The organism is Mycobacterium sp. E342 (assembly GCF_001667665.1).
In the GTDB taxonomy this organism is placed as follows: domain Bacteria; phylum Actinomycetota; class Actinomycetes; order Mycobacteriales; family Mycobacteriaceae; genus Mycobacterium.
The window spans coordinates 1-22,738 of sequence record NZ_LZJM01000278.1 but is presented as its reverse complement, the minus strand read 5'-3'; the positions used below and the strand labels follow the sequence as shown (position 1 = coordinate 22,738).

Below are 22,738 nucleotides of genomic sequence, written 5' to 3'. Positions count from 1 at the left end.
TCATGACCGGCGACTCCGACGAGCTGGTCAGGGCGCTCCGCGCGGCGCTGAAGGACAACGAGCGGCTGAAGCGGGAGGCCCGCGAATACCTCGCCGCGGCAACCGAACCCGTGGCGGTGGTCGGCATGGGTTGCCGGTACCCGGGGGGCGTGGATTCGCCGGAGGCCCTGTGGCAGATGGTGGTCGAGGGCCGCGACGTGGTCTCGGACTTCCCGGCGGACCGCGGCTGGAACCTGGCCGGCCTGTTCGATCCCGATCCCGACGCGGTGGGAAAGTCCTACGCCCGGTGCGGTGGCTTCCTGGCCGACGTCGCCGACTTCGACGCCGCCTTCTTCGGCATCGCACCCAGCGAGGCGCTGGCCACGGACCCGCAGCAGCGCCTGCTGCTCGAGGTGTCCTGGGAGGCGTTGGAGCGGGCCGGGATCGACCCCGCCGAGTTGCGCGGTTCGGCGACGGGCGTGTTCGCCGGGATCTTCCACGGCTCCTACGGCGGCCAGGGCCGGGTGCCGGGACACCTGGAGCGCTACGGGTTGCGCGGGTCGACGCTGAGCGTGGCATCGGGCCGGGTGGCCTACTCGCTGGGCCTGGAGGGCCCGGCCATCTCGGTGGATACGGCCTGTTCGTCGTCGTTGGTGGCCCTTCACCTGGCGGCGCGGTCGCTGCGCGCCGGCGAATGCGACCTGGCGCTGGCGGGCGGCGTGACGGTGATGGCCACCCCGGCGATGTTCATCGAGTTCAGTAGGCAGCGGGCGCTGGCGGCCGACGGGCGGTGCAAGGCGTACGCCGGTGCCGCCGACGGCACCGGCTTCTCCGAGGGCGTCGGCGTGCTGGTGCTGGAACGGCTGTCCGACGCGCGCCGGCATGGGCATCAGGTGCTTGCGCTGCTGCGCGGGTCGGCGGTCAATCAGGACGGCGCCTCCAACGGGCTGGCGACGCCCAACGGGCCCTCGCAGCAGCGGGTGATCCGGGCCGCGCTGGCCGACGCGCGCCTGCGTGCCGCCGACGTGGATCTGGTGGAGGGGCACGGCACGGGCACCACCCTCGGGGATCCGATTGAGGCGCAAGCGGTCTTGGCCACCTACGGCCAGGAAAGGCCGGCCGACCGGCCGCTGTGGCTGGGGTCGATCAAGTCCAACATGGGCCACACCTCGGCGGCGGCGGGCGCCGGCGGGGTGATCAAGATGGTGCAGGCGGTCCGGCACGGGCTGATGCCCAAGACGTTGCACGTGGATGTGCCCACGCCGCACGTGGATTGGTCGGCCGGCGCGGTGTCGCTGCTGACCGAGGCGCGGGAGTGGCCCGCTCAGGACCGGCCGCGCCGCGCCGGGGTGTCGTCGTTCGGGATCAGCGGCACCAATGCGCACGTCATCGTCGAGCAACCACCGCTGGAGCCCGAAAGCCCCGCGCCGGCCGGCGATGACGCGCCCGCGCCGTGGGTGCTGTCGGCCCGGTCGGCCGATGCGCTGGCCAACCAGGCGTCCCGGTTGCTGGCGCGGGTGCACGACGACCCGGGCGTGCGGGCGGTCGACGTGGCCTGGTCGCTGGTGTCGACGCGGTCGCTGTTCGAGCACCGCGCCGTTCTGGTCGGGGACCGCGAGCGCCTGCTGGCGGGGCTGGCCGACCTGGCTGACCTCGCCGCCGGCGCGCCGGGGGCGGGCGCGGTGGTGGGCCGGGCGCAGCCGGTGGGCAAGACGGTGTTCGTGTTTCCCGGTCAGGGCTCGCAATGGGTCGGCATGGGATCCGAATTGCTCGACAGTTCACCGGTTTTCGCCGAACACCTGCAGCGCTGCGAGAAGGCACTCGCCGAACACGTGGACTGGTCGTTGGTCGACGTCATCCGCGGCGTGCCCGGGGCGCCCGGGTTGGACCGGGTGGACGTGGTGCAGCCGGCCCTGTGGGCGGTGATGGTGTCGCTGGCGGAGTTGTGGCGATCGCTGGGGGTGGTCCCCGACGCGGTGATCGGCCACTCGCAGGGCGAGATCGCGGCGGCGTATGTGGCGGGTGCGCTGTCGCTGGAGGACGCCGCCAGGGTGGTGGCGCTGCGCAGCCGGCTGTTGGTGGGGTTGGCGGGCGCGGGCGGCATGGTGTCGCTGGCCTGCGGCTTGGCCCGCGCCGAAGAGTTGATCGCCGTGTTCGGCGATCGGTTGAATGTCGCTGCCGTCAACGGTGTTTCCGCGGTGGTGGTGTCCGGCGAGGTGGAGGCGCTCGACGAGTTCATGCGGCGCTGCGAGGGCGGCGACGTGCGCGCCCGCCGGATCGACGTCGACTACGCCTCCCACTCCCGGCACGTCGACGCCATCAGCGCGGCGCTGGCCGAGGCGCTGGCCGGGATCGAGCCGCGCCCGTCCTCGGTCACGCTGTTCTCCACCGTGACCGGCGACCCGCTGGACACCGCGGGGCTGGACGCCGACTACTGGTTCCGCAGCATCCGGCAGACGGTCCAGTTCGAGCGGGCGGTGCGGAACGCCTGCGACGCCGGGTATGGCGTGTTCGTCGAATGCAGCCCGCATCCCGTGCTGCTCGCCGCCGTGGAGGAGACGCTGGCCGATTGCGGCCGCGACGCGTTGGTGGTCCCGTCCCTGGGCCGCGACGACGGTTCGCTGCAACGATTTTGGCTTTCGGCGGGTCAGGCCCACGTGGCCGGCCTACCGGTGGACTGGCGGGCCGGGATGGCCGGCCTGGGTGGGCGGCGCGTGGAATTGCCGACGTACGGCTTTGTGCGGCAACGGTTTTGGCTGCCAGGCGGAGCGACGGGATCGGGAGACGTGGCAACTCTGGGGCTGGCCGGCGCGCGGCACGCGCTGCTGGGCGCGGTGGTGGCGCGGCCCGACTCCGGCGGCGTGGTGCTCACGGGCCGGCTGTCGACGGCCGCGCAGCCGTGGCTGGCCGACCATGCGGTGGGCGGCACCGTGTTGTTCCCCGGCGCGGGATTTGTGGAGCTGGCCATCCGCGCCGGCGACGAGGTCGGGTGTGGCGTCCTGGAGGAGTTGACGTTGTCGGCCCCGCTGGTGTTGCCGGCCGCGGACGGCGTCCAGGTGCAGGTGGTGGTCGGCGCGGTCGCCGAGTCGGGGCGGCGCGAGGTGTCGGTGTATGCGGCCGGCACGCAGTCGGAGTGGGTGCTGCACGCCCAGGGCCTGTTGGGCGCGGCGGCGGTGGCGCCGACCGCGGACCTGTCGGTGTGGCCGCCGGTGGGGGCGACCCCGGTGGAGGTGGGCGACGCCTACGCCCGGCTGGCGGAGCGGGGCTACGAGTATGGCCGGGCATTCCGCGGCCTGCGGGCGATGTGGCGCCGGGGCGACGAGATCTTCGCCGACGTCGTGCTGCCGGACGACGCCGGCGCGCCGGACGGTGGCTTCGGCATCCACCCGGTCGTGCTGGACGTGGCGCTGCACGCGATCGGCGTGGCCGCCGGGCCGGGCCAGACCGTCCTGCCGTTCTCCTGGCAGGGGGTGTCGCTGCACGCGGCGGGCGCAGCGCGGGCGCGGGTCCGGATAGCACGCTCCGGCGCCGGGGCGGTGTCGGTGGAACTGGCCGACGGGGCCGGGCTGCCGGTGTTGTCGGTGCGCTCGCTGGCGATGCGCCCGGTTTCGGCCGAGCAGCTGTCTCTCGCGGCGGCGCCCGCCGAGGGCTTGTTCGAGGTGGCGTGGTCGCCGATCTCCTTGAGCGGCAACGGCTTCGACCAGGACGTCACGGTGTGGGAGCCGGGCGCGCACGGCGGCGACGTGGTGCGCTCGGTGCACGCGGCCACCACCGAGGCGCTGGGCGCGCTGCAATCGTGGTTGGGCGAGGCCGGGTCCCCGGTGGTGGCCGTGCAGACCCGCGGCGCGGTGGCGCTCCCCGGCGAGGACGTCGCGGACCTGGCCGGCGCGGCGGTGTGGGGGTTGGTGCGCTCGGCGCAGGCCGAGCACCCGGGCCGGGTGGTGTTGATCGACTCGGACGGATCGCTGGATGCGCGGGCGGTGATCGGCTGCGGCGAAACGCAATTGGCGGTCCGCGACGGCGTGGCGTACGCGGCCCGGATGCGGCCGGTGCGCAGGGGATCGGTGCTGCGGCTGCCGCCCGGGGGCTGGCGGCTGGACGCCGGCGCCGGCGGCACGCTGGAGGACCTGGTGGTGAGCCCCTGCCCGCCGGTGGAATTGGACGCCGGCCAGGTGCGGGTGGCGGTGGCCGCGGTCGGGGTGAACTTCCGGGACGTGCTGGTCGCCCTGGGCATGTACCCGGGCGGTGGCCGGCTGGGGGCGGAGGGCTCGGGCGTGGTGGTCGAGGTCGGTCCCGGTGTGACCGGGCTGGCCGTCGGAGACGCGGTGATGGGGCTGCTCGGGGTGGTCGGGTCCGAAGCCGTGGTCGATCAGCGAGTGGTGACCCGGGTGCCCGAGGGCTGGTCGCTGGTGACGGCGGCGGGCGTGCCGGTGGTCTTTCTCACCGCGCTCTACGGGCTGTCGGAGTTGGCGGGCCTGCGGGCCGGCGAGCGGGTGCTGGTGCACACCGCCACCGGCGGGGTGGGGATGGCCGCGGTCCAGCTGGCGCGGCACTGGGGCGCGGAGGTGTTCGCCACCGCGAGCCGCGGCAAGTGGGACACCCTGCGCGCGATGGGATTCGACGACGACCACATCGGCGACTCGCGGACGCTGGAGTTCGAGCAGAAGTTCTTGGCGGCCACCGGCGGGGCCGGTGTCGATGTGGTGCTCAATTCCCTGGCGGGCGAGTTCACCGACGCGTCGCTGCGGCTGCTGGCCCCCGGTGGGCGCTTCATCGAGATGGGCAAGACCGATGTCCGCGATCCGCACGACGTCGCCGAACGGTATGGGGGCGCGCGGTATCGCGCCTTCGACCTGATGGAGGCCGGTGCGGACCGCACCGCCGCGATGCTGGCCCGGATCGTCCAACTGCTGCGCGACGGCGCCGTGAAACCCTTGCCGCTCAAGACCTTCGACGTCCGCTGCGCCTCGGCGGCCTACCGGTTCGTCAGCCAGGCCCGGCACATCGGCAAGGTCGCGCTCACCGTCCCGTCCGGGCCCGGCGCGGTGCTCAGTGGGTGTGGCGGGCTCGCCGGCGGCAGCGTGGTGATCACCGGCGGCACCGGCATGGCCGGCTCGGCGCTGGCCCGCCACCTCGTCGACCGGTATCGCGTGGCCCACGTGGTGCTGGCCAGCCGCGCCGGCGCCGGGGCCCCGGGGGTCGCGGAGCTGGTGGATCGCCTGCAGGAGGCCGGCGCCCGGGTGTCGGTGGTGGCCTGCGATGTCGCCGACCGCGACGCGGTCGCGGCGATGCTGGCGCAGATACCCGACGACTATCCGCTGCGCGCTGTGGTGCACGCGGCGGGCATTCTCGACGACGGGCTGGTCTTGTCCCTGACCCCGGATCGGGTGGATGCGGTGTTGCGGGCCAAGGTCGACGGCGCCTGGCACCTGCACGAGTTGACGCGCGAACAGGACCTGTCGGCGTTCGTGGTGTTCTCGTCGATGGCCGGGATCGTCGGCACCCCCGGCCAGGCCAACTACGCCGCGGCCAACAGCTTCCTCGACGGGTTGGTCGCGTACCGGCACGCGCACGGGCTCCGCGGCCTGTCGCTGGCCTGGGGCCTCTGGGAGGAGGCGTCGGCGATGACGGCCCATCTCGGCGAGCGCGACAAGGCCCGGATGAGCAGGCTCGGGATCGCGCCACTGTCCACCGAGCAGGCACTGGAGTCGTTCGACGCCGCCATGCTGGTCGAGGCCCCGGTGCTGATGGCCGCCCGCCTGGATCGGGTCGCCCTGTCCGACAACGCCGCCGCGCTGCCCCCGCTGTTGAGCGAGCTGGCCGCCCGCACCACCCGCCGCGTCATCGACGACGTCGACACGACCGCCCTGATGACCGGGCTCGCGGCGCGCCTGCACGGCTTGGCTCCCGAGGCGCGACAACGTGAGCTCGTCGACCTGGTCCGCGGCAACGCGGCGACGGTGCTGGGGCTGCCGAACCCCGCCGACATCAACGCGGGCCGCGCGTTCGGTGACCTTGGTTTCGATTCGCTCACCGCGGTCGAGCTGCGCAACCGGCTGAAAACCGCTACGGGGCTTACGCTTTCACCCACGCTGATCTTCGACTATCCTACGCCGTCGGAGTTGGCGGAACATCTCGACGGTCAGCTGTCCGCCGGCCCGAGCGACCAGCCGGACCTGATGGCGCGCTTCACCGACATCAGCCGCGAACTGCAGGCGCTGCTGGCCCAGCCCAGCTGGGACGCGGGCGACAAATCGGCGCTGAGGGCCCGCCTGCACAACCTGCTCGCCACCCTGGGCCCCGACGATCTTCCCGACTCCGAAGGCCTGGACGCCGACCTCGATGCCGCCACCGAAAGCCAACTCTTTGCCATCCTCGATGAAGAACTCGGCCGCTGAGACCGCGATGCCGGACACCTCGCAGCACGTCGACTACCTCAAGCGCCTGACGGCCGATCTCAGGCGCGCGCGGCGACGCGTCTCGGAGCTGGAGGGCCGGCTGTCCGAACCGATCGCGGTGGTCGGCATGGCGTGCCGCTACGCGGGCGGGGTGGATTCGCCGGAAGCCCTGTGGCAGTTGGTCGATGAGGGCCGCGACACGGTGTCGGACTTTCCGGCTGATCGGGGCTGGGACGTCGAGGGGCTGTACGACCCGGATCCCGACGCGGCGGGCAAGATGTACACCCGGCAGGGCAGCTTTCTGCGCGACGCGGCGGACTTCGACGCCGGGTTCTTCGGCGTAGGGCCCAGCGAGGCGCTGGCGATGGATCCTCAGCAGCGATTGATGCTCGAGATCTCGTGGGAAGCGTTGGAGCGGGCCGGGATTGACCCGCTGGGGTTGCGCGGCTCGGCGACAGGCGTGTTCGCCGGCGTCATCCACGCCGGTTACGGCGGCGAGGTGAAGGGCGAGCTGGAGGGCTACGGGCTGACCGGTTCGACCCTGAGCGTGGCCTCGGGGCGGGTGTCGTACGTGTTGGGGCTGGAAGGCCCCGCGGTGTCGATCGACACGGCGTGTTCGTCGTCGTTGGTGGCGATGCATCTCGCCGCGCAGTCGTTGCGCTCGGGGGAGTGCGACCTGGCGCTGGCCGGTGGCGTCACGGTGATGGCCACGCCCGCCGCGTTCGTCGAGTTCAGCCGCCAGCGGGCGCTGGCGCCGGACGGCCGGTGCAAGGTGTACGCCGGCGCCGCGGACGGGACGTCGTGGTCGGAGGGCGCGGGCGTCCTGGTGCTCGAGCGGCTGGCCGACGCGCGGCGGCTGGGGCATCCGGTGCTCGCGGTGCTGGCGGGTTCGGCGGTGAACCAGGACGGCGCCTCCAACGGTCTGACCGCCCCCAACGGGCCGTCGCAGCAGCGGGTGATCCGGGCCGCGCTGGCCGACGCCGGGCTGACCGCCGCGGACGTCGACGTGGTCGAAGGCCACGGCACGGGAACGGTGTTGGGTGACCCGATCGAGGCCCAGGCCCTCTTGGCCACCTACGGGCAGGACCGGCCGGCGGACCGGCCGCTGCGGCTGGGGTCGATCAAGTCCAACATCGGTCACACCTCGGCCGCGGCGGGGGTGGCCGGCGTGATCAAGATGGTGCAGGCCATGCGCCACGGGGTGATGCCCAAGACGCTGCACGTGGATGTGCCGTCGCCGCATGTGGATTGGTCGGCGGGCGCGGTGTCGCTGTTGACCGAGCCACGGCCGTGGCCGGCGCGGGACGGCCGCCGCCTGGCGGGGGTGTCGTCGTTCGGGATCAGCGGCACCAACGCCCACGTGATCGTCGAGCAGCCGCCCGCGGACCCCGAAGCCGTTGCGGCGCAGGGTGACCGGCCGAACGCGGTGGCGGCGTGGGTGATCTCGGCCCGGTCGCCCGACGCGCTGGCGGCGCAGGCCGCGCGGCTGTCGGCCCACCTGGACGCCGAGCCGGGCCTGCACCCGGTGGACGTGGGCTGGTCGCTGGCCACCACCCGGGCGGCCCTGGAGCTTCGCGCGGTGCTGGTGGGCGGCGACCGCGACACCCTGCTGGCGGGGCTCGCGGGCGTGGCGTCGGGGGAGCCGGGCCCGGGCGTGGTGGTCGGGCGCACCCGCGCGGTCGGTAAGCGGGTGTTCGTGTTTCCCGGTCAGGGCTCGCAGCGGCTCGGGATGGGACGCGACCTGCACCGGCGCTTCCCGGTGTTCGCCGAGGCGTTCGACGAGGCCGTGGCGGCGGTGGACGCCCATGGGCGGCTGCCGCTGCGCGACGTGATGTGGGGCGGCGACCCGGAGTTGTTGCAGAGCACGGAATTCGCCCAGCCGGCGCTGTTCGTGCTCGAGGTCGCCCTGGCCGCGCTGTGGCGGTCCTGGGGCGTGACGCCCGATGTGGTGATCGGCCACTCGGTGGGGGAGATCGCCGCGGCCTGCGTGGCCGGGGTGCTGTCGCTGCAGGACGCGGCGCGGGTGGTGGCGGCGCGCGGCCGGCTGATGGCCGCGCTGCCGGACGGCGGGGTGATGGTGGCGGTGACCGCCGCCGAGGCCGACGTCGTCCCGCTGCTGAACGGCGGCGTGAGCATCGCGGCGGTCAACGGCCCGGACGCGGTGGTGCTGTCCGGTGACCGGGCCGCCGTGACGGCCGTGGCAGATCGGCTGGCCGAGCGCGGGAGGCGGGTGCGGCAGCTGGCGGTCTCGCACGCGTTCCACTCGTCGCTGATGGAGCCCATGATCGAGGAGTTCTCCGCGGTGGTGGCCGCGGTGTCGCCCCACACGCCGCGAATCGAGTTGGTGTCCAACGTGACCGGGCGACTGGCCGGGCCCGGATACGGGTCCGCCGACTACTGGGTCGAGCACGTGCGCCGTCCGGTGCGGTTCGTCGACGGGGTGCGGTGCGCCGAATCGCTGGGCGGCGGCGCGTTCCTGGAGGTGGGTCCGGGCGCGGCGTTGACGGCCGCGGTGGAGCAGTCGCTGGCGGCCGAGCCGGCCGTGTCGGCGGTGTCGATGCTCAGGGACCGCCCCGAAGTCGACTCGCTGCTGCTGGCCGCCGGAGTCCTGTTCGCCTCCGGCGCCGACGTCGACTGGGCGGAGGCGTTCGCCGGCCTGGCCGCCCGCCGGGTCGACCTGCCGACGTATGCCTTTCAGCGGCGCAGGTTTTGGTTGTCGACAGAATCGGTGGGCGCCCGCGACACCGCCGGCCTGGGCCTGGCGGCGGCCGAGCATGCCCTGTTGGGCGCGGTGGTCGAGCGGCCCGATTCGGGCGGCGTGGTGTTGACGGGCCGGCTCTCGACCGCGGCCCAGCCGTGGCTGGCCGATCACGCGGTGACCGGGACGGTGTTGTTCCCCGGCGCGGGGTTCGTCGAGCTGACGCTGCGGGCCGGCGACGAGGTGGGCTGCCCGGTGATCGAGGAACTGACGCTGTCGGCGCCGCTGCCGCTGCCGGGCGCCGGCGCGGTGCGCGTGCAGGTGGTGGTCGACGCCGCCGCCGAGAACGGATCCCGGGCCGTCGCGGTGTATTCGCAGGCCGGCGCGGAGTGGACGGTGCATGCCCAGGGCGTGCTGAGCGAGGGCTCGCCCGCACCGGAAACCGATCTGTCGGTGTGGCCGCCCATCGGCGCCACCGAGGTCGACGTGACGGGCGCGTACGACGACCTGGCGGCGCGCGGCTACGGGTACGGCCCGGCCTTCCGCGGCCTGCGGAGGGTGTGGCGCCGGGGCGCCGAGACCTTCGCCGAGGTGGAGGCCCCGCAGCAGGCCGGTGTGACGGTGGGCGGCTTCGGGATTCACCCGGTGGTGTTGGACGCGGCCCTGCACGCCCTGGGGGTCGCCGACGAGCGGGGCCAGACCGTCCTGCCGTTCTCCTGGCAAGGGGTGTGCCTGCATGCGGCCGGGGCGTCGCGGGTCCGGGTGCGGCTGGCCCCGGCGGGCGAGGGTGCCGTCTCGGTCGAACTGGCCGACTCGTCGGGTGTGCCGGTGCTGTCGGTGGCCGAGCTGGTGACGCGTCCGGTCTCGGCCGCGCAGCTGTCGGCGGCCGTCGCGGCGCGATCCGGCGGCGGGGAACTGTTGGAGGCCGTGTGGTCCCCGATCACGTTGCCCGACAACGCCGTCGGCGCGGAACCCGAGGTGTGGCGGCCGCCGGCGGGCGGCCCCGAGGTGGTCGGATCGGTGTACACCGCCACCCACGATGCGCTGCGGGTGTTGCAGTCCCGGGGCGAGGGCGCCCCGCCGCTGGTGGTGCAGACCCGCGGCGCGGTCGCGCTGCCCGGCGAGGACGTGTCGGACCTGGCCGGCGCGGCGGTGTGGGGGCTGGTGCGGTCGGCGCAGGCGGAGCATCCGGGCCAGGTGATGCTGGTCGACACCGACGGCTCCCTCGATCTCGCGTCCGTGATCGGCTGTGGGGAACCGCAATTGGTGGTGCGCGACGGCGTCGCCCACGCCGCCCGGCTCAAGCCGCTCAAGGCGCACCCGGTGTTGCGGCTGCCCGAGCCGCCGTCGGTCTGGCGGCTGGCGGCGGGTGACGCCGGCACGCTGGAGGACCTGGCGGTCGAGTCCGGCCCGCCGGCGGAACTGGCCGCCGGCCAGGTGCGGGTGGCGGTGGCGGCCGCCGGGGTGAACTTCCGCGACGTGTTGGTGGCCCTGGGCATGTACCCCGGCGCGGCGCAGCTGGGCGCCGAGGGTGCCGGGCTGGTGACCGAGATCGGGCCCGGCATCACGGATTTGGCCGTCGGCGACCCGGTCATGGGAATCGTAGGCTTGACGGGGTCGGAGGCCGTCGTCGATCGGCGGCTGGTGACGCGGGTGCCACCGGGCTGGTCGTTCGCCGACGCGGCGGGCGTGCCGGTGGTGTTCCTCACGGCGTACTACGGGTTGTCGGTCCTGGGCGGGCTGCGGGCCGGCGAGCGGGTGCTGGTGCACGCGGGCGCGGGCGGGGTGGGCATGGCCGCCGTACAACTGGCCCGGCACTGGGGCGCCGAGGTCTTCGCCACCGCCAGCCGCGGCAAGTGGGACACCCTGCGCGCCATGGGCCTCGACGACGAGCACATCGCGGATTCGCGGACGCTGGACTTCGAGCGCGAGTTCTCCACCGCCACGGGCGGCGCCGGGATGAACGTCGTGCTCAACTCCCTGGCCGGCGAGTTCACCGACGCCTCGCTGCGGCTGCTGGCCCCCGGTGGGCGCTTCATCGAGATGGGCAAGACGGACCTGCGCGACCCGGCGGCCCTGGCCGGCGTCGCATATCGCGCGTTCGACCTGATGGAGGCCGGACCGGACCGCATCGCCGAGATGCTGGCCGAGTTGATGCGGTTGTTCGCGGACGGGGTGCTGAAGCCGTTGCCGGTCAAGGCCTTCGACGTGCGGTGCGCTGCGGACGCCTACCGGTTCGTCAGCCAGGCCCGCCACATCGGCAAGGTCGTGTTGACCATGCCCGACGGGCCCGCCGGGCTGGGCGGCGGCACCGTGTTGATCACCGGCGGGACGGGCATGGCGGGGGCGGCGGTGGCCCGCCACCTGGTCGAACGCCACCGGGTGCCGCACATCATGTTGGTCAGCCGCAGCGGGGAGGGGGCCGACGGCCTGCCCGGGCTGATCGCCGAGCTGCGCGAGGCCGGGGCGCAGGTGTCGGTGGTGGCCTGCGATGTCGGCGACCGGGACGCCGTGGCGCGGGTGCTGGCGCAGGTGCCGGCGCACCTCCCGCTGCGCGGGGTGTTCCATGCCGCGGGCGTGCTGGACGACGCGGTGATCGCGTCGCTGACACCGGAGCGCATCGACACGGTGTTGCGGTCCAAAGTCGACGGCGCGTGGCACCTGCACGAGCTGACCCGGGGGCTGGATCTGGCGGCGTTCGTGGTGTTTTCGTCGATGGCGGGAATCGTCGGCGCGCCGGGCCAGGGCAACTATGCGGCGGCCAACAGCTTCCTCGACGGCCTGGCGGCCTACCGCCGGGCCCACCGGTTGCCCGGCCTGTCCATCGCCTGGGGGATGTGGGAGCAGGCCTCGGCCATGACGCAGCATCTCGGCGATCGTGACAAGGCGCGGATGAGCCGCGCCGGGCTCGCCCCGCTGTCCACCCGCCAAGCGCTCGACCTGCTCGACGCCGCGCTGCTGACCGAGCCCCCCGTGGTGGTGGCCACCCGGCTCGACACCGCCGCGCTGGCGCACGCCGGCGCCGCGCTGCCGCCGCTGTTGAGCCAGTTGGCATCCCGGCCGGCGCGGCGGGTCCTCGACCCGACCGACATGGTGTCGTTGACGGGTCTGCGGGCGCGGCTCGACGGCCTGGCGCCCGAGCAGCGGCGCCGCGAGCTGGTGGAGCTGGTGTGCGGCAACGCCGCCACGGTGTTGGGGCACAGCGCCGCGGACGTCGACGCCGAGCAGGCCTTCGCCGATCTGGGCTTCGACTCGCTGACCGCCGTGGAGCTGCGTAACAGGCTCAAGATCGCGACCGGGCTGACCCTTTCGCCCACGCTGATCTTCGATTACCCGACGCCGGCGGCGCTGGCCGAGCATCTCGACTCCCAGCTGTCCACCGGGCCAAGCGGTGAGCCGCCCGATCGCATGGCCCGCCTCAACGACGTGATCCGCGAGATGCAGGCGCTGCTCGGCCAATCCGACTTCAGCCCCGGCGACAAGGCGCAGCTCGCTACGCGGCTGGAGGGCCTGCTGGCCGGCCTGACCGGCCCCGCGCCCGCCCCGTATCCCGACCACCCCGACGACCCGTTCGACGACGACATCGCCACCGCCACCGAGAGCCAGCTCTTCGCCATCCTCGACGAAGAGAGCGGCCCCTAACATGACCGGCGTCGCCATCATCGGTCTCGCGTGCCGATTCCCGGGCGCGGAGAACCCACGCGACTTCTGGGGCGTGCTGCGCGACGGCCGGGAAGCGACTCGGCTGCCCGGCGACGTCGCGGAGTTCGACGCCGATTTCTTCCACCTCTCGCCGCGCGAGGCGTGCGCGATGGACCCGCGCCAACGATTGGCCCTCGAACTGGCGTGGGAGGCCTTCGAAGACGCGTTCGTGGTGCCGGAAAACGTTCGGGCTGAGTCTATTTCGGTGTACATCGGGGCGATGGCCGACGATTACGCGGTCCTCACGCTGCGCGACATCGCCGACAACCTGGACCACCATTCGTTCGCCGGCATCAGCCGGGGAATGATCGCCAACAGGGTCTCCTACGCCCTCGGGTTGCGCGGGCCCAGCATGACCGTCGACTCGGGGCAATCGTCTTCGCTGACCGCCGTGCACCTCGCGTGCGAGGGCCTGCGCTCCGGCGAGTCGGCGCTGGCGTTGGCCGGCGGCGTCCATCTCAACCTGGCCGACGAAACGGCAATGCTGGAGCGCGAATTCGGGGCGCTGTCGACATCGGGTCACACCTACGCGTTCGACCGGCGCGCGGACGGCTACGTGCGTGGCGAGGGCGGGGGCCTGGTGCTGCTCAAGCCGTTGCCGGCGGCCCTGCGCGACGGGGACCGCATCCATGCCGTCATCCGGGGCAGCGCCGTGGGCAACGCCGGGCACAGCGCCTCGGGCCAGACGGTGCCCTCGGTCTCCGCCGAGGCCGCCGTGATCCGGCGGGCGCTTGCCGCCGCCGGCCTGGGCAGCGGCGACATCGACTACGTCGAGGCCCACGGCACCGGGACGAGGGTCGGCGACTCGGCGGAAGCGCAGGCGCTGGGTGAGGTGTTCGGCGGGCGCGGCCGACCGCTGGACGTGGGATCGGTGAAGACCAACATCGGCCACGGCGGCGCCGCCGCGGGGATCGCGGGCCTGCTCAAGGCCGTGCTGGCCGTGCGCCATTCGGTGATTCCGCCGAGCCTCAACCACGCCGGGGCGAATCCCGACCTCGATCGCCTGGGGCTGCGGGTCAACACCGCCGCACAGCCGTGGCCGAGCGCGGACCGCCTCCGCCGCGCCGGGGTGTCGTCGTTCGGCATGGGCGGCACCAACGCGCACGTCGTCGTGGAACAGGCCCCCGAGCAACCGGATACCCCCGCGGGGGCGCCCGATGGGCCGGTTGCGTGGGTGCTGTCCGCCCGCTCGGGACGCGCCCTGGCCAACCAGGCGCGCCGGCTCGCGTCATCGCTGGCGGACTCGGAGGCGACCGCGCCCGACGTCGCGTGGTCGCTGGCGACGACGCGATCGGTGTTCGACCACCGGGCGGTGCTGGTGGGGCGCGGCCGCGAGGCGCTGACCCGCGACCTGGCGGCCTTGGCCGCCGGGGAGCCGGCCCCCGGGCTGGTGGCCGGCCGCGCCGGGCCAGCGGTCAAGACGGCCTTCGTGTTCCCCGGCCAAGGTTCGCAATGGCCGGGGATGGGCCGCGGGCTTCATCACCGGTTTCCGGCGTTCGCCCGCGCCTTCGACGAGGCGGCCGCGGCGATGGACACCCACCTGCGGGTGCCGTTGCGCGAGGTGATGTGGGGCGGCGACGCGGAGTCGTTGCAAGACACTGAGTTCGCGCAGCCTGCGCTGTTCGTTCTCGAGGTGGCCCTGGCCGCGCTGTGGCGGTCGTGGGGGGTGACACCCGACGTGGTGCTGGGCCATTCGGTGGGGGAGATCGCGGCGGCGTGTGTGGCCGGCGCGCTGTCGCTGGACGACGCGGCGCGCATCGTGGCGGCCCGGGGCGAATTGATGGCCCGGCTGCCGGCGGGCGGGGTCATGGTCGCGGTGAGCGCCGGCGAGGCGGAGGTGACCCCGATGCTGGGCGCGGACGTCAGCATCGCGGCGGTCAACGGTCCGAACGCGGTGGTGCTGTCCGGTGGGCGGGCCGCGGTGGGCGCACTGGCGGACTGCCTGGCGGGCACCGGCCGGCGGACGCACCGATTGGCGGTCTCGCACGCCTTCCACTCGCCGTTGATGGAACCGATGCTCGACGAGTTCGCGCGTCGGATCTCCGGCATCGAACCGCGACAACCCCGAATCTGCCTGATCTCCAACGTGTTCGGTGAGCCCGCCGGCCCCGGATACGCATCCACGCGGTACTGGGTCGAGCACGTGCGCCGGCCGGTGCGTTTCCTCGACGGCGTGCGCGCCGCCGAGGCGTCGGGGGCGACGGCGTTTGCCGAGATGGGCCCGGGCGGTGGGCTGAGCCCGGCGGTGGACCAGTCGCTGACCACCGAGCAGCCGATCTCGGTGGTGACCATGCCCAAGGACGGTCCCGAGATCGAGTCGCTGCTGCACGCCGCCGGCCGGCTGTTCACCGCCGGTGTCGGCGTCGGCTGGCCGGACGTGCTGGCCGGCTCGGGAGGCCGCCGGGTCGACCTGCCGACGTATGGCTTTGCGCGGCAACGGTTCTGGCTGGGAGACTCGCGGGATGTGCTGCCGGCCAAGGTGAGTCGTTCCCCGGACCTGGCCGAGCGGTTGCACGCCCTGCCGCCCGCGGATCAGCAGAGGCGGCTGGTCGAGCTGGTCTGCGAGCACGTCGCCGCCGTCTCGGGACACCCCGATGGCCGGGCCATCGACCGTGACCGCGCCTTCGCCGACCTCGGGTTCGACTCGCTGACCGGCGTCGAACTGCGCAACCGGCTGACGACGGCGACCGGCCTGGCTCTGTCGCGGACCCTGATCTTCGACTATCCCACGCCCGCAGCGCTGGCCGATCATCTGCGGCAGCAACTGTTCCGCGGGGACGGCGACGAATCCGACGAGGACAAGCTGTGGTCGGCGCTGCGCAGCATCCCGGTCGCCGAGCTCCGCAGAACCGGATTGCTCGACAAGCTGCTGCTGCTCGCCGGTAGGCCGGAAAACATTGTCGCCGAACCGGTCATCGGCGGTGACGAGATCGATTCCCTGACCCCGGACGCGTTGATCGCGATGGCGCTGAATTCGGGTGACGACGAGGACGCCACACGATGAAACCCCAAATCAATGAGACACACGTCGAATACGTCAATCTTTTGCCGGAATACCGCGAACCGCATAAGCTTCGGGGATCGGCGAAAATCCCATTCAAGCTGGGATGCAAGCAAGAGGGTTGGGCATGAGCGTCATCGCGGGTGTGTTCGGAGCGTTGCCGCCGCATCGTTACAGCCAGGCCGAAATCACCGACCAGCTCGTCGAATTCCCCGCGCTCAAGGAGCACGAGGAAGTCGTGCGGCGGTTGCACGCCGCGGCCAAGGTCAACAGCCGTCACCTGGTCCTGCCGCTGGAGCGTTACCCGTCGCTGACCGATTTCGGTGAGGCCAACGAGATCTTCATCGAACACGCCGTCGAACTCGGCTGTGCGGCGCTGCTGGGCGCGCTCGACGAGGCCGGCCTGCGACCGCAGGACATCGACATGATCGCCACCACCACGGTGACCGGCGTTGCGGTGCCGTCGCTGGACGCGCGGATCGCCGGGCGGCTCGGACTGCGCCCGGACGTGCGCAGGGTGCCGCTGTTCGGGTTGGGCTGTGCGGCCGGGGCGGCGGGCGTGGGCCGGCTGCACGACTATGTGCGCGGCGCGCCCGACGGCGTCGCGGCCCTGGTGTCGGTCGAGCTGTGCTCGCTCACCTTCCCGGCGGTCAAGCCGACCGTGTCGGGCCTGGTCGGCACCGCCATGTTCGGTGACGGGGCCGCCGCCGTGGTCGCGGTCGGCGACCGTCGCGCCGACCGGCTGAATCCGAACGGGCCCGACATCGTCGACTCCCGCAGCCGTCTGTATCCGGAGTCGCTGCACATCATGGCCTGGAACGTCAGCCCGGCCGGGCTGCACCTGGTGATGTCCCCGGAGCTGACCGACTTCATCGACCGCTACCTGGCCGAGGACGTCAGCCGGTTACTGGGCGCCCACGGCCTGACCAAGGACGACATCGGCGCCTGGGTGGCTCATCCGGGCGGCCCCAAGGTCATCAACGCGATCGCCGGGAGCCTCGAGCTGCCGCCCGATGCCCTCGAGCTGACCTGGCGCTCGCTGGGCGAGATCGCGAACCTGTCGTCGGCCTCGGTGCTGCACATCCTGCGTGACACCATCGCCAAGCCGCCGCCCGGCGGCGGCCCCGGGCTGATGGTCGCGATGGGCCCGGGGTTCAGCTCCGAGCTCGTGCTGTTGCGCTGGCGCTGAGGGAGTCAGTTCGCCGCCGCGGGCGAGTCCAGGAAGCCTTGAACGGCCTCGGTGAGGATTCGGCCGCCGCGGGTGTTGAGGTGGATGCCGTCGATGTGGAACTCCCACCCGTTGATCCGGGAGATCTCGTCGAAGCTGAGCCGCAGCACCGCCTCCCGGATCAGGTAGTCGCGGTAGAGCGCCGGGAAAGAGAACCGGATGAACGGCTTGGCGGTGCCGGCGCGGACCATTTGGTCCTGGAACGCTTCGGAAAACCCGAGGTAGTCCGTCCCCTCCCGCGCCGCCACCGCCCGGATCGCGGCGTTGTAGGCGGCGAACTCGTCGTTCAGCCGAGCCTGGACGGCGTGCCTCGAATGCGGGTCTTCCCCCACGGGCGCAAGGGAACTCAGCGCGATCCTGGCGTCCGTCTCCAGGCGCAGCCTGCGCGCGATGAGTTCCAGGTTCTCCTCGAACCGCCGCGCGGTCGGCTCGGCGGGCAGCCCCTTCCACACGCGCACCACCCTGCGGAAGTTGGGAAAGACGGCGGCAAGAATGTCGTTGGTGCCGATCAGGACGATCACCCGGTCGGGCCGGATGGCGGTCACGCGGCGCAGCCGCCGGACGGTGTGGAAGGACAGGTCGCCGCCGACGCCGAAGTTCACGAACCGGAACCGGCTGTTGCGCGGCCGATTCTGCAATTCGGTGATCCACCGATAGGTCCCCTTGGACGCGGTGGTGCTCGAGCCTACGCAGGCAACGGTTTCGGTGGGGCCGGAAGTCACAGACGCATTATTCGAGAATCTCCGACAGATGCAGCCACCGACTCTCCGTCGACGCGACTTCGTCTTCCAGCGCGCGCAGCTCCCCGGTGAGCCGCGCGATGCCGACATGGTCGGCCTGGTCGTGCTCGGCCAGCTCGTGGTGTTTGTCGGCGATCTGGTCGGCCAGGCGCGCGAGCCGGCGGTCGATGCCGGCCAGCTCCTTCTCCGCCGCCCGCCGTTCGGCTCCCGACATCCCCGCCACCTCGGGGCGCGCCGGCTGGGCGGCCGCGCCGGTTCGCGACGCGGCTAGCCGCAGGTACTCGTCGATGCCGCCGGGCAGGTGGCGCAACCGGCCGTCGAGGATGGCGTACTGCTGGTCGGTGACCCGCTCCAGCAGGTAGCGGTCGTGCGAGACGACGATCAGGGTGCCCGCCCACGAATCGAGCAGGTCCTCCATCGCGGTCAGCATGTCGGTGTCGACGTCGTTGGTGGGCTCGTCGAGGAGCAGCACGTTGGGCTCGGACAGCAGCGTGAGCATCAGCTGCAGCCGCCGCCGTTGCCCGCCGGAGAGCTCGCCGATCCGGGCGGAGAGCTGGCCGCGACCGAAGCCGAGCCGCTCCAGCAGCTGCGCCGGCGTCACCTCTCGGCCCTCGACCTCGTACCCGCCGCGCAGCCCGCCCAGCACGTCGGCGATCCGCTCGCCGGTGCGCCCGGCGAGGGCGTCGCCCTGCTGGTCCAGCACGGCCAGCCGCACGGTCTTGCCGCGCTTGACCCGCCCGGTGTCCGGCGCAATGCTGCCCGCGATCAGTCCCAGCAGCGTCGACTTCCCGGCACCGTTGGCCCCGACAATGCCGGTGCGTTCGCCCGGGGCGATCCGCCACTCGATATCGCGCAGCACCGGGCGGCCGTCAAACGAGACCGACACGTCGAGCAGGTCGATGACGTCCTTGCCCAGCCGGGCCGTCGCCAGCTTGGCCAGCTCGACGGTGTTGCGCAGCGGCGGCACGTCGGCGATCAGCTGGTTGGCCGCCTCGATGCGGAACTTGGGCTTCGAGGTGCGGGCCGGCGCGCCGCGGCGCAGCCAGGCCAGCTCCTTGCGCATCAGGTTCTGTCGCTTGGCCTCGGTGGCGGCGGCCATCCGGTCCCGCTCGACGCGCTGCAGCACGTATGCCGCGTAGCCGCCCTCGAACGGCTCTACGATCCCGTCGTGCACCTCCCACGTCGTGGTGGCGACCTCGTCGAGGAACCAGCGGTCGTGCGTCACCAGCAACAGCCCGCCGGTGTTGCGCGCCCAGCGCTGTTTGAGGTGCTCGGCCAGCCAGGTGATGCCCTCGATGTCCAGATGGTTGGTCGGTTCGTCGAGGGCGATGACGTCCCACTCACCGACCAGCAGCTGCGCCAGCTGGACCCGGCGGCGCTGGCCGCCGCTGAGCGTGGCTGTCGTTGCGTCCCAACCGATGTCAGCCACCAGGCCGGCGACCACGTCGCGGACCCGCGCGTCGCCGGCCCATTGGTGTTCGGCGGCTTCGCCCACCAGCGTCCAGCCGACCGTGCGGTCCGGTTCCAGGGTGTCCGCCTGGCTGAGCGCGCCGACCCGCAGGCCACTGCGGCGGGTCACGCGGCCGGAGTCGGGTTGCAGCTGCCCGGTCAGCAGCCGCAGCAGGCTCGACTTGCCGTCGCCGTTGCGCCCGACGATGCCGATGCGCGCGCCGTCGTTGACCCCGAGCGTGACCGATTCGAAGACCAGCTGGGTCGGGTATTCGAGGTGGATGGCCTCGGCCCCCAATAGGTGCGCCACCGGCCCGACCCTACTGGCGCTATTGGAGGGTCAGCAGCGCCCGGTCGATTTCGCGTTGGGTCTCCGCCGACGCCTGGCTGGCCAGGGCGCCCAGAAAGCGGCCGGCGAGGTCGCGCAGCTTGAGGTTGGTCTCCTGGGAACGCCACACCAAAATGTCGAACGCCCGCTCCGCGGAGATGCCGTAGGCGGCCATCAGCACGCCCTTGGCCTGCTCGATGCGGGCACGGGCGTCGGCGACCGCCGACAGCACGTTGTTGATGTCGGTCTGCAGCGAGTCGGTGACGTCGACGTAGAAACCGGACGTCCCGACCAGGGTGCCGCTGTCGTCGAGCATCCGGTCGCCCGCGACGACGACGCAGTGGGTGCGCCCGCCCGTGTCGATGATGCGGTGGCGGCTGCTGAACGCCTTGCCCCGCGTGACGCGGTCCAGGACGGCCGCGACGCGCTCCCGGTCTTCGGGGTGCTTGTGTTTGAGCAGCAGCTCCGTGCTGGGTTCCACCTGCCCCGGCTGGTAGCCGTGCATGCGGGCGACCGCCGGTGACCACTCCCAGCGGTGCCCGTCCAGGAAGAACCGGAACCGGCCGACGCTCTGCGGCTCGCCCAGGCCCAGGACCAAATCGACCGCGTTGAGGTCTTGCTCGTCGACGGCGTCGGACATGAACGCCTCACACGCCGAGGCCGCCGAACCGTCGTCGGCGGAGTCCCCATTGCGCCCCTGCACGGCTTCTTCTTCAAAGTTCACGGTCATCGTGGGCTGTCCTTCAGATCCGTAACTATGTCCTCCGCATATCAATGCCCACTTTTGCGCGAGTCCATTCATCGGGTCAGGATTTCCGGTACTGCTCGGCGTCAGCGCGTTTGAACTCCAGGCCCAGACCCGGCCGGCGCTGATCCGGCCGCAGCGCGCCGCCGTCGGGGGCCAGGGCGCCATCGAACAGCATGTGCTCGATGCGGTGGTGATCGTGGAAGTACTCCAGGTGGCGCAGGTTGGGGATGGCGCTGGCCGCGTGGGTATGCAGGTTGGGGGCGCAGTGCCCGGACACGTCGATGTTGTAGGCGGCCGCCACCGCGGCCGCCCGCAGCCAGTCGGTGATGCCGCCGCAGCGCGTGACGTCGACCTGCAGGCAGTCGACCGCTCCGGCGGCGAGCATCCGGTTGAAGTAGGCCAGGTCGTAGCCGTATTCGCCGGCGGTGACGTCCGGGGTCACCTGGTCGCGGACCTCGTTGAGCCCGGCCAGGTCGTCGGACGAGACGGGCTCTTCGAACCAGGTAACGTCGTGGTCGGCCATGGCGTGGGCCACCCGGATCGCCTGCTTGCGGCGGTAGGCGCCGTTGGCGTCGACATACAGTTCGACGTCGGGCCCGACCACCTTGCGGCACAGCGCAATCCGATCCAGGTCACGGCGCTCGTCGGAGCCCCACGACTCGCCGATCTTGATCTTGACGCGCGGGATCTTCCACTCGTCCACCCAGCGTTCGAGCTGGGCGCGGGTCTGACGCTCGTCGTAGGTGGTGAACCCGCCGCTGCCGTAGATCGGGACCGCGTCGTGTGCCATGCCGAGCAGCCGGCACACCGGAAGGTCCAGCAGCTTGCCCTTGAGGTCCCACAGGGCGGTGTCGACCGCCGAGATGGCGCACGACACCAGTCCCGGCCGCCCGTTGTTGCGCATCGCCCGGACCATCGCCTGCCACCGACCGGTGATGTCCAGGGCGCCGTGTCCGGTGAGCGTCCCGGCGAGCGGCCCGTTGATCAACTCCGCGCACGCGCCGTCGGCGTAGGTGTAGCCGATCCCGCGCCGCCCGCCGGCGGCGACCTCGGCCAGCACCAGCGTGGTCGACGACCAGGGCAGGGTGCCGTCGGCTTCCGGTGCGTCGGTGGGGATCTCGTAGGCCTGGGCGGTGACGTCGTCGATGCGGGCGTCGACGTTCATCGGGCCCACCGGCGCGCGGCGAGCCACCCGCCCAGTCCGGCCGCGCCCAGCGCGCCGGCCCCGCTGACCATCGCGTGCTGCGATGCCCACAGTTGCGGGCTCAGCGTGTGGGATTTGTCGTCGAACCCGCCGTGGGCGCCGTGGTCGCTGGCCGGTTCCTCGTCGAGCGGCTGCCACAGGTTGTGCGGGCGTCCGGCGCGGACGGGCTGCTCGGTCTGCTGCGAGTCGTACCCGGTGCGGCCCAGGTAGCGGTCCAGCAGCGGTGCCACGAACTTCTGCGCCAGCAACGTCACCGCGGTGCTGTCACCGACCCAATATTGTTTGCGTCCGGGATGATCCGCGGCATACAGGACGCCGCGGGCGGCCACCTCGGGCTGGTAGATCGGCGGCACCGGTTGGGGATGGCGCGGCAGCCGGGACAGCACCCACGAGAACTGCGGGGTGTTGACCGCGGGCATCTGGGCCACGGTGACCCGCACGTTCGAGCGCTCGTGCAGCAGCTCGCAGCGCAGCGATTCGGTGAACCCGTTGATGGCGTGCTTGGCGCCGCAGTACGCCGACTGCAGCGGGATGGATCGCTGGCTGAGCGCGGAACCGACCTGCACGATGGTGCCGCGGTCGCGGGGCCGCATCTTGGCCAGGGCCGCCATCGTGCCGTACACGTACCCGAGGTAGGACACCTCGGTCACGCGTTTGAACTCCTCGGCGCTGATCTCGTGGAACGGCGCGAACACGGAGGTGAACGCGACGTTGACCCAGACGTCGATGGGCCCGAAGGCCGCCTCGGTCTCGTCGGCGGCGGTGACGACGGCCGCGTGGTCGGCCACGTCGGTGGGGATGGTCAGCGCCTTGCCACCCCCGGATTCGACGTCGCGGGCCGCGCCGTCCAGCCCGGCGGACCCGCGGGCCAGCAGGGCGACGTTCGCCCCGCGCTGCCCGAACAGTTTGGCGGTGGCGCGGCCGATGCCGGCGCTGGCTCCGGTGATCACGATTGTTTGTGTGGTCGGTGTCATCGCCTGATCTCCCTTCGTGTCAGTCATGGTGGGCGTCGTCGGCGAGGGTGGCCGCGCATTCCAGCATCAGCGCGTGCGCGAAGGCCTGGGGGAGGTTGCCGCGCAGCTGGCGCTGCCTGATGTCGTATTCCTCGCAGAACAGCCCGGGGGGCCCGCAGGCGGCGCGGTTGCGTTCGAACCAGCGCATCGCGCAATGGGCGTGCCCCAGTTGGTGTTCGGCGAGCGCCATCATGAATCCGCACAGCAGGAAGGCGCCCTCGGCGTCGCCGAGATCACGCTCGTCGTGGCG

The 22,738-nt window shown here is 72.5% G+C and carries 9 protein-coding genes and 1 pseudogene; 4 read left to right on the top strand and 6 right to left on the bottom strand.

Annotated features, from left to right (window positions below; translation table 11 throughout):
• Nucleotides 1–2: 2 nt before the first annotated feature.
• The 4 genes from A5692_RS21955 (at nt 3) to A5692_RS21940 (ending at nt 16,967) form a co-directional block, all read left to right on the top strand.
• Nucleotides 3–6,377: a type I polyketide synthase gene (locus tag A5692_RS21955; RefSeq protein WP_068059817.1), complete on the top strand. Its 6,375-nt coding sequence runs from the start codon at nt 3–5 to the stop codon at nt 6,375–6,377.
• On the top strand, nt 6,358–12,717 hold the full coding sequence (locus tag A5692_RS21950) for a type I polyketide synthase (RefSeq protein WP_068059814.1): 6,360 nt from the start codon (nt 6,358–6,360) through the stop codon (nt 12,715–12,717). The genes A5692_RS21955 and A5692_RS21950 overlap by 20 nt, the downstream gene beginning before the upstream one ends.
• Before the next feature lies 1 nt (nt 12,718).
• On the top strand, nt 12,719–15,781 hold the full coding sequence (locus A5692_RS21945; RefSeq protein ID WP_068059810.1) for a type I polyketide synthase: 3,063 nt from the start codon (nt 12,719–12,721) through the stop codon (nt 15,779–15,781).
• Nucleotides 15,782–15,905: 124 nt separating this feature from the next.
• Nucleotides 15,906–16,967 carry a type III polyketide synthase gene (locus A5692_RS21940; RefSeq protein ID WP_068059807.1) on the top strand — a complete coding sequence of 354 codons (1,062 nt, stop codon included), beginning with the start codon at nt 15,906–15,908 and terminating at the stop codon, nt 16,965–16,967.
• 5 nt (nt 16,968–16,972) lie between these two features.
• Here A5692_RS21940 and A5692_RS21935 read toward each other — a convergent pair whose 3' ends face one another.
• The 6 genes and pseudogenes from A5692_RS21935 to A5692_RS21910 form a co-directional block, all read right to left on the bottom strand.
• Nucleotides 16,973–17,728 carry an SGNH/GDSL hydrolase family protein gene (locus A5692_RS21935; RefSeq protein WP_068059804.1) on the bottom strand — a complete coding sequence of 252 codons (756 nt, stop codon included), beginning with the start codon at nt 17,726–17,728 and terminating at the stop codon, nt 16,973–16,975.
• 7 nt (nt 17,729–17,735) lie between these two features.
• The gene (locus A5692_RS21930; protein WP_068059801.1) at nt 17,736–19,505 is read right to left on the bottom strand and encodes an ABC-F family ATP-binding cassette domain-containing protein; all 1,770 of its coding nucleotides are present in this window, start codon (nt 19,503–19,505) and stop codon (nt 17,736–17,738) included.
• Between the two features lie 19 nt (nt 19,506–19,524).
• Complete coding sequence (locus A5692_RS21925; RefSeq protein WP_068059798.1) at nt 19,525–20,253, bottom strand: PAS and ANTAR domain-containing protein; 729 nt, start codon at nt 20,251–20,253, stop codon at nt 19,525–19,527.
• A 76-nt stretch (nt 20,254–20,329) separates the two neighbouring features.
• Nucleotides 20,330–21,436 carry an enolase C-terminal domain-like protein gene (locus tag A5692_RS21920; protein ID WP_068059856.1) on the bottom strand — a complete coding sequence of 369 codons (1,107 nt, stop codon included), beginning with the start codon at nt 21,434–21,436 and terminating at the stop codon, nt 20,330–20,332.
• A complete protein-coding gene (locus A5692_RS21915; RefSeq protein ID WP_082962979.1) occupies nt 21,433–22,449 on the bottom strand; it encodes an SDR family oxidoreductase in 1,017 nt (338 codons plus the stop codon). Before A5692_RS21915 ends, A5692_RS21920 begins: the two co-directional genes overlap by 4 nt.
• Nucleotides 22,450–22,468: 19 nt before the next feature.
• Nucleotides 22,469–22,738: pseudogene (locus tag A5692_RS21910) on the bottom strand (glycoside hydrolase family 15 protein); the annotation flags it as partial.

What these genes read in the sequence shown, in the direction of transcription:
- A5692_RS21940 (WP_068059807.1), top strand. Translation starts at nt 15,906, where the DNA reads ATGAGCGTCATCGCGGGTGTGTTCGGAGCGTTGCCGCCGCATCGTTAC.
- A5692_RS21925 (WP_068059798.1), bottom strand. Translation starts at nt 20,253, where the DNA reads ATGACCGTGAACTTTGAAGAAGAAGCCGTGCAGGGGCGCAATGGGGAC.
- A5692_RS21955 (WP_068059817.1), top strand. Translation starts at nt 3, where the DNA reads ATGACCGGCGACTCCGACGAGCTGGTCAGGGCGCTCCGCGCGGCGCTG.
- A5692_RS21920 (WP_068059856.1), bottom strand. Translation starts at nt 21,436, where the DNA reads ATGAACGTCGACGCCCGCATCGACGACGTCACCGCCCAGGCCTACGAG.
- A5692_RS21950 (WP_068059814.1), top strand. Translation starts at nt 6,358, where the DNA reads ATGAAGAACTCGGCCGCTGAGACCGCGATGCCGGACACCTCGCAGCAC.
- A5692_RS21915 (WP_082962979.1), bottom strand. Translation starts at nt 22,449, where the DNA reads ATGACACCGACCACACAAACAATCGTGATCACCGGAGCCAGCGCCGGC.
- A5692_RS21945 (WP_068059810.1), top strand. Translation starts at nt 12,719, where the DNA reads ATGACCGGCGTCGCCATCATCGGTCTCGCGTGCCGATTCCCGGGCGCG.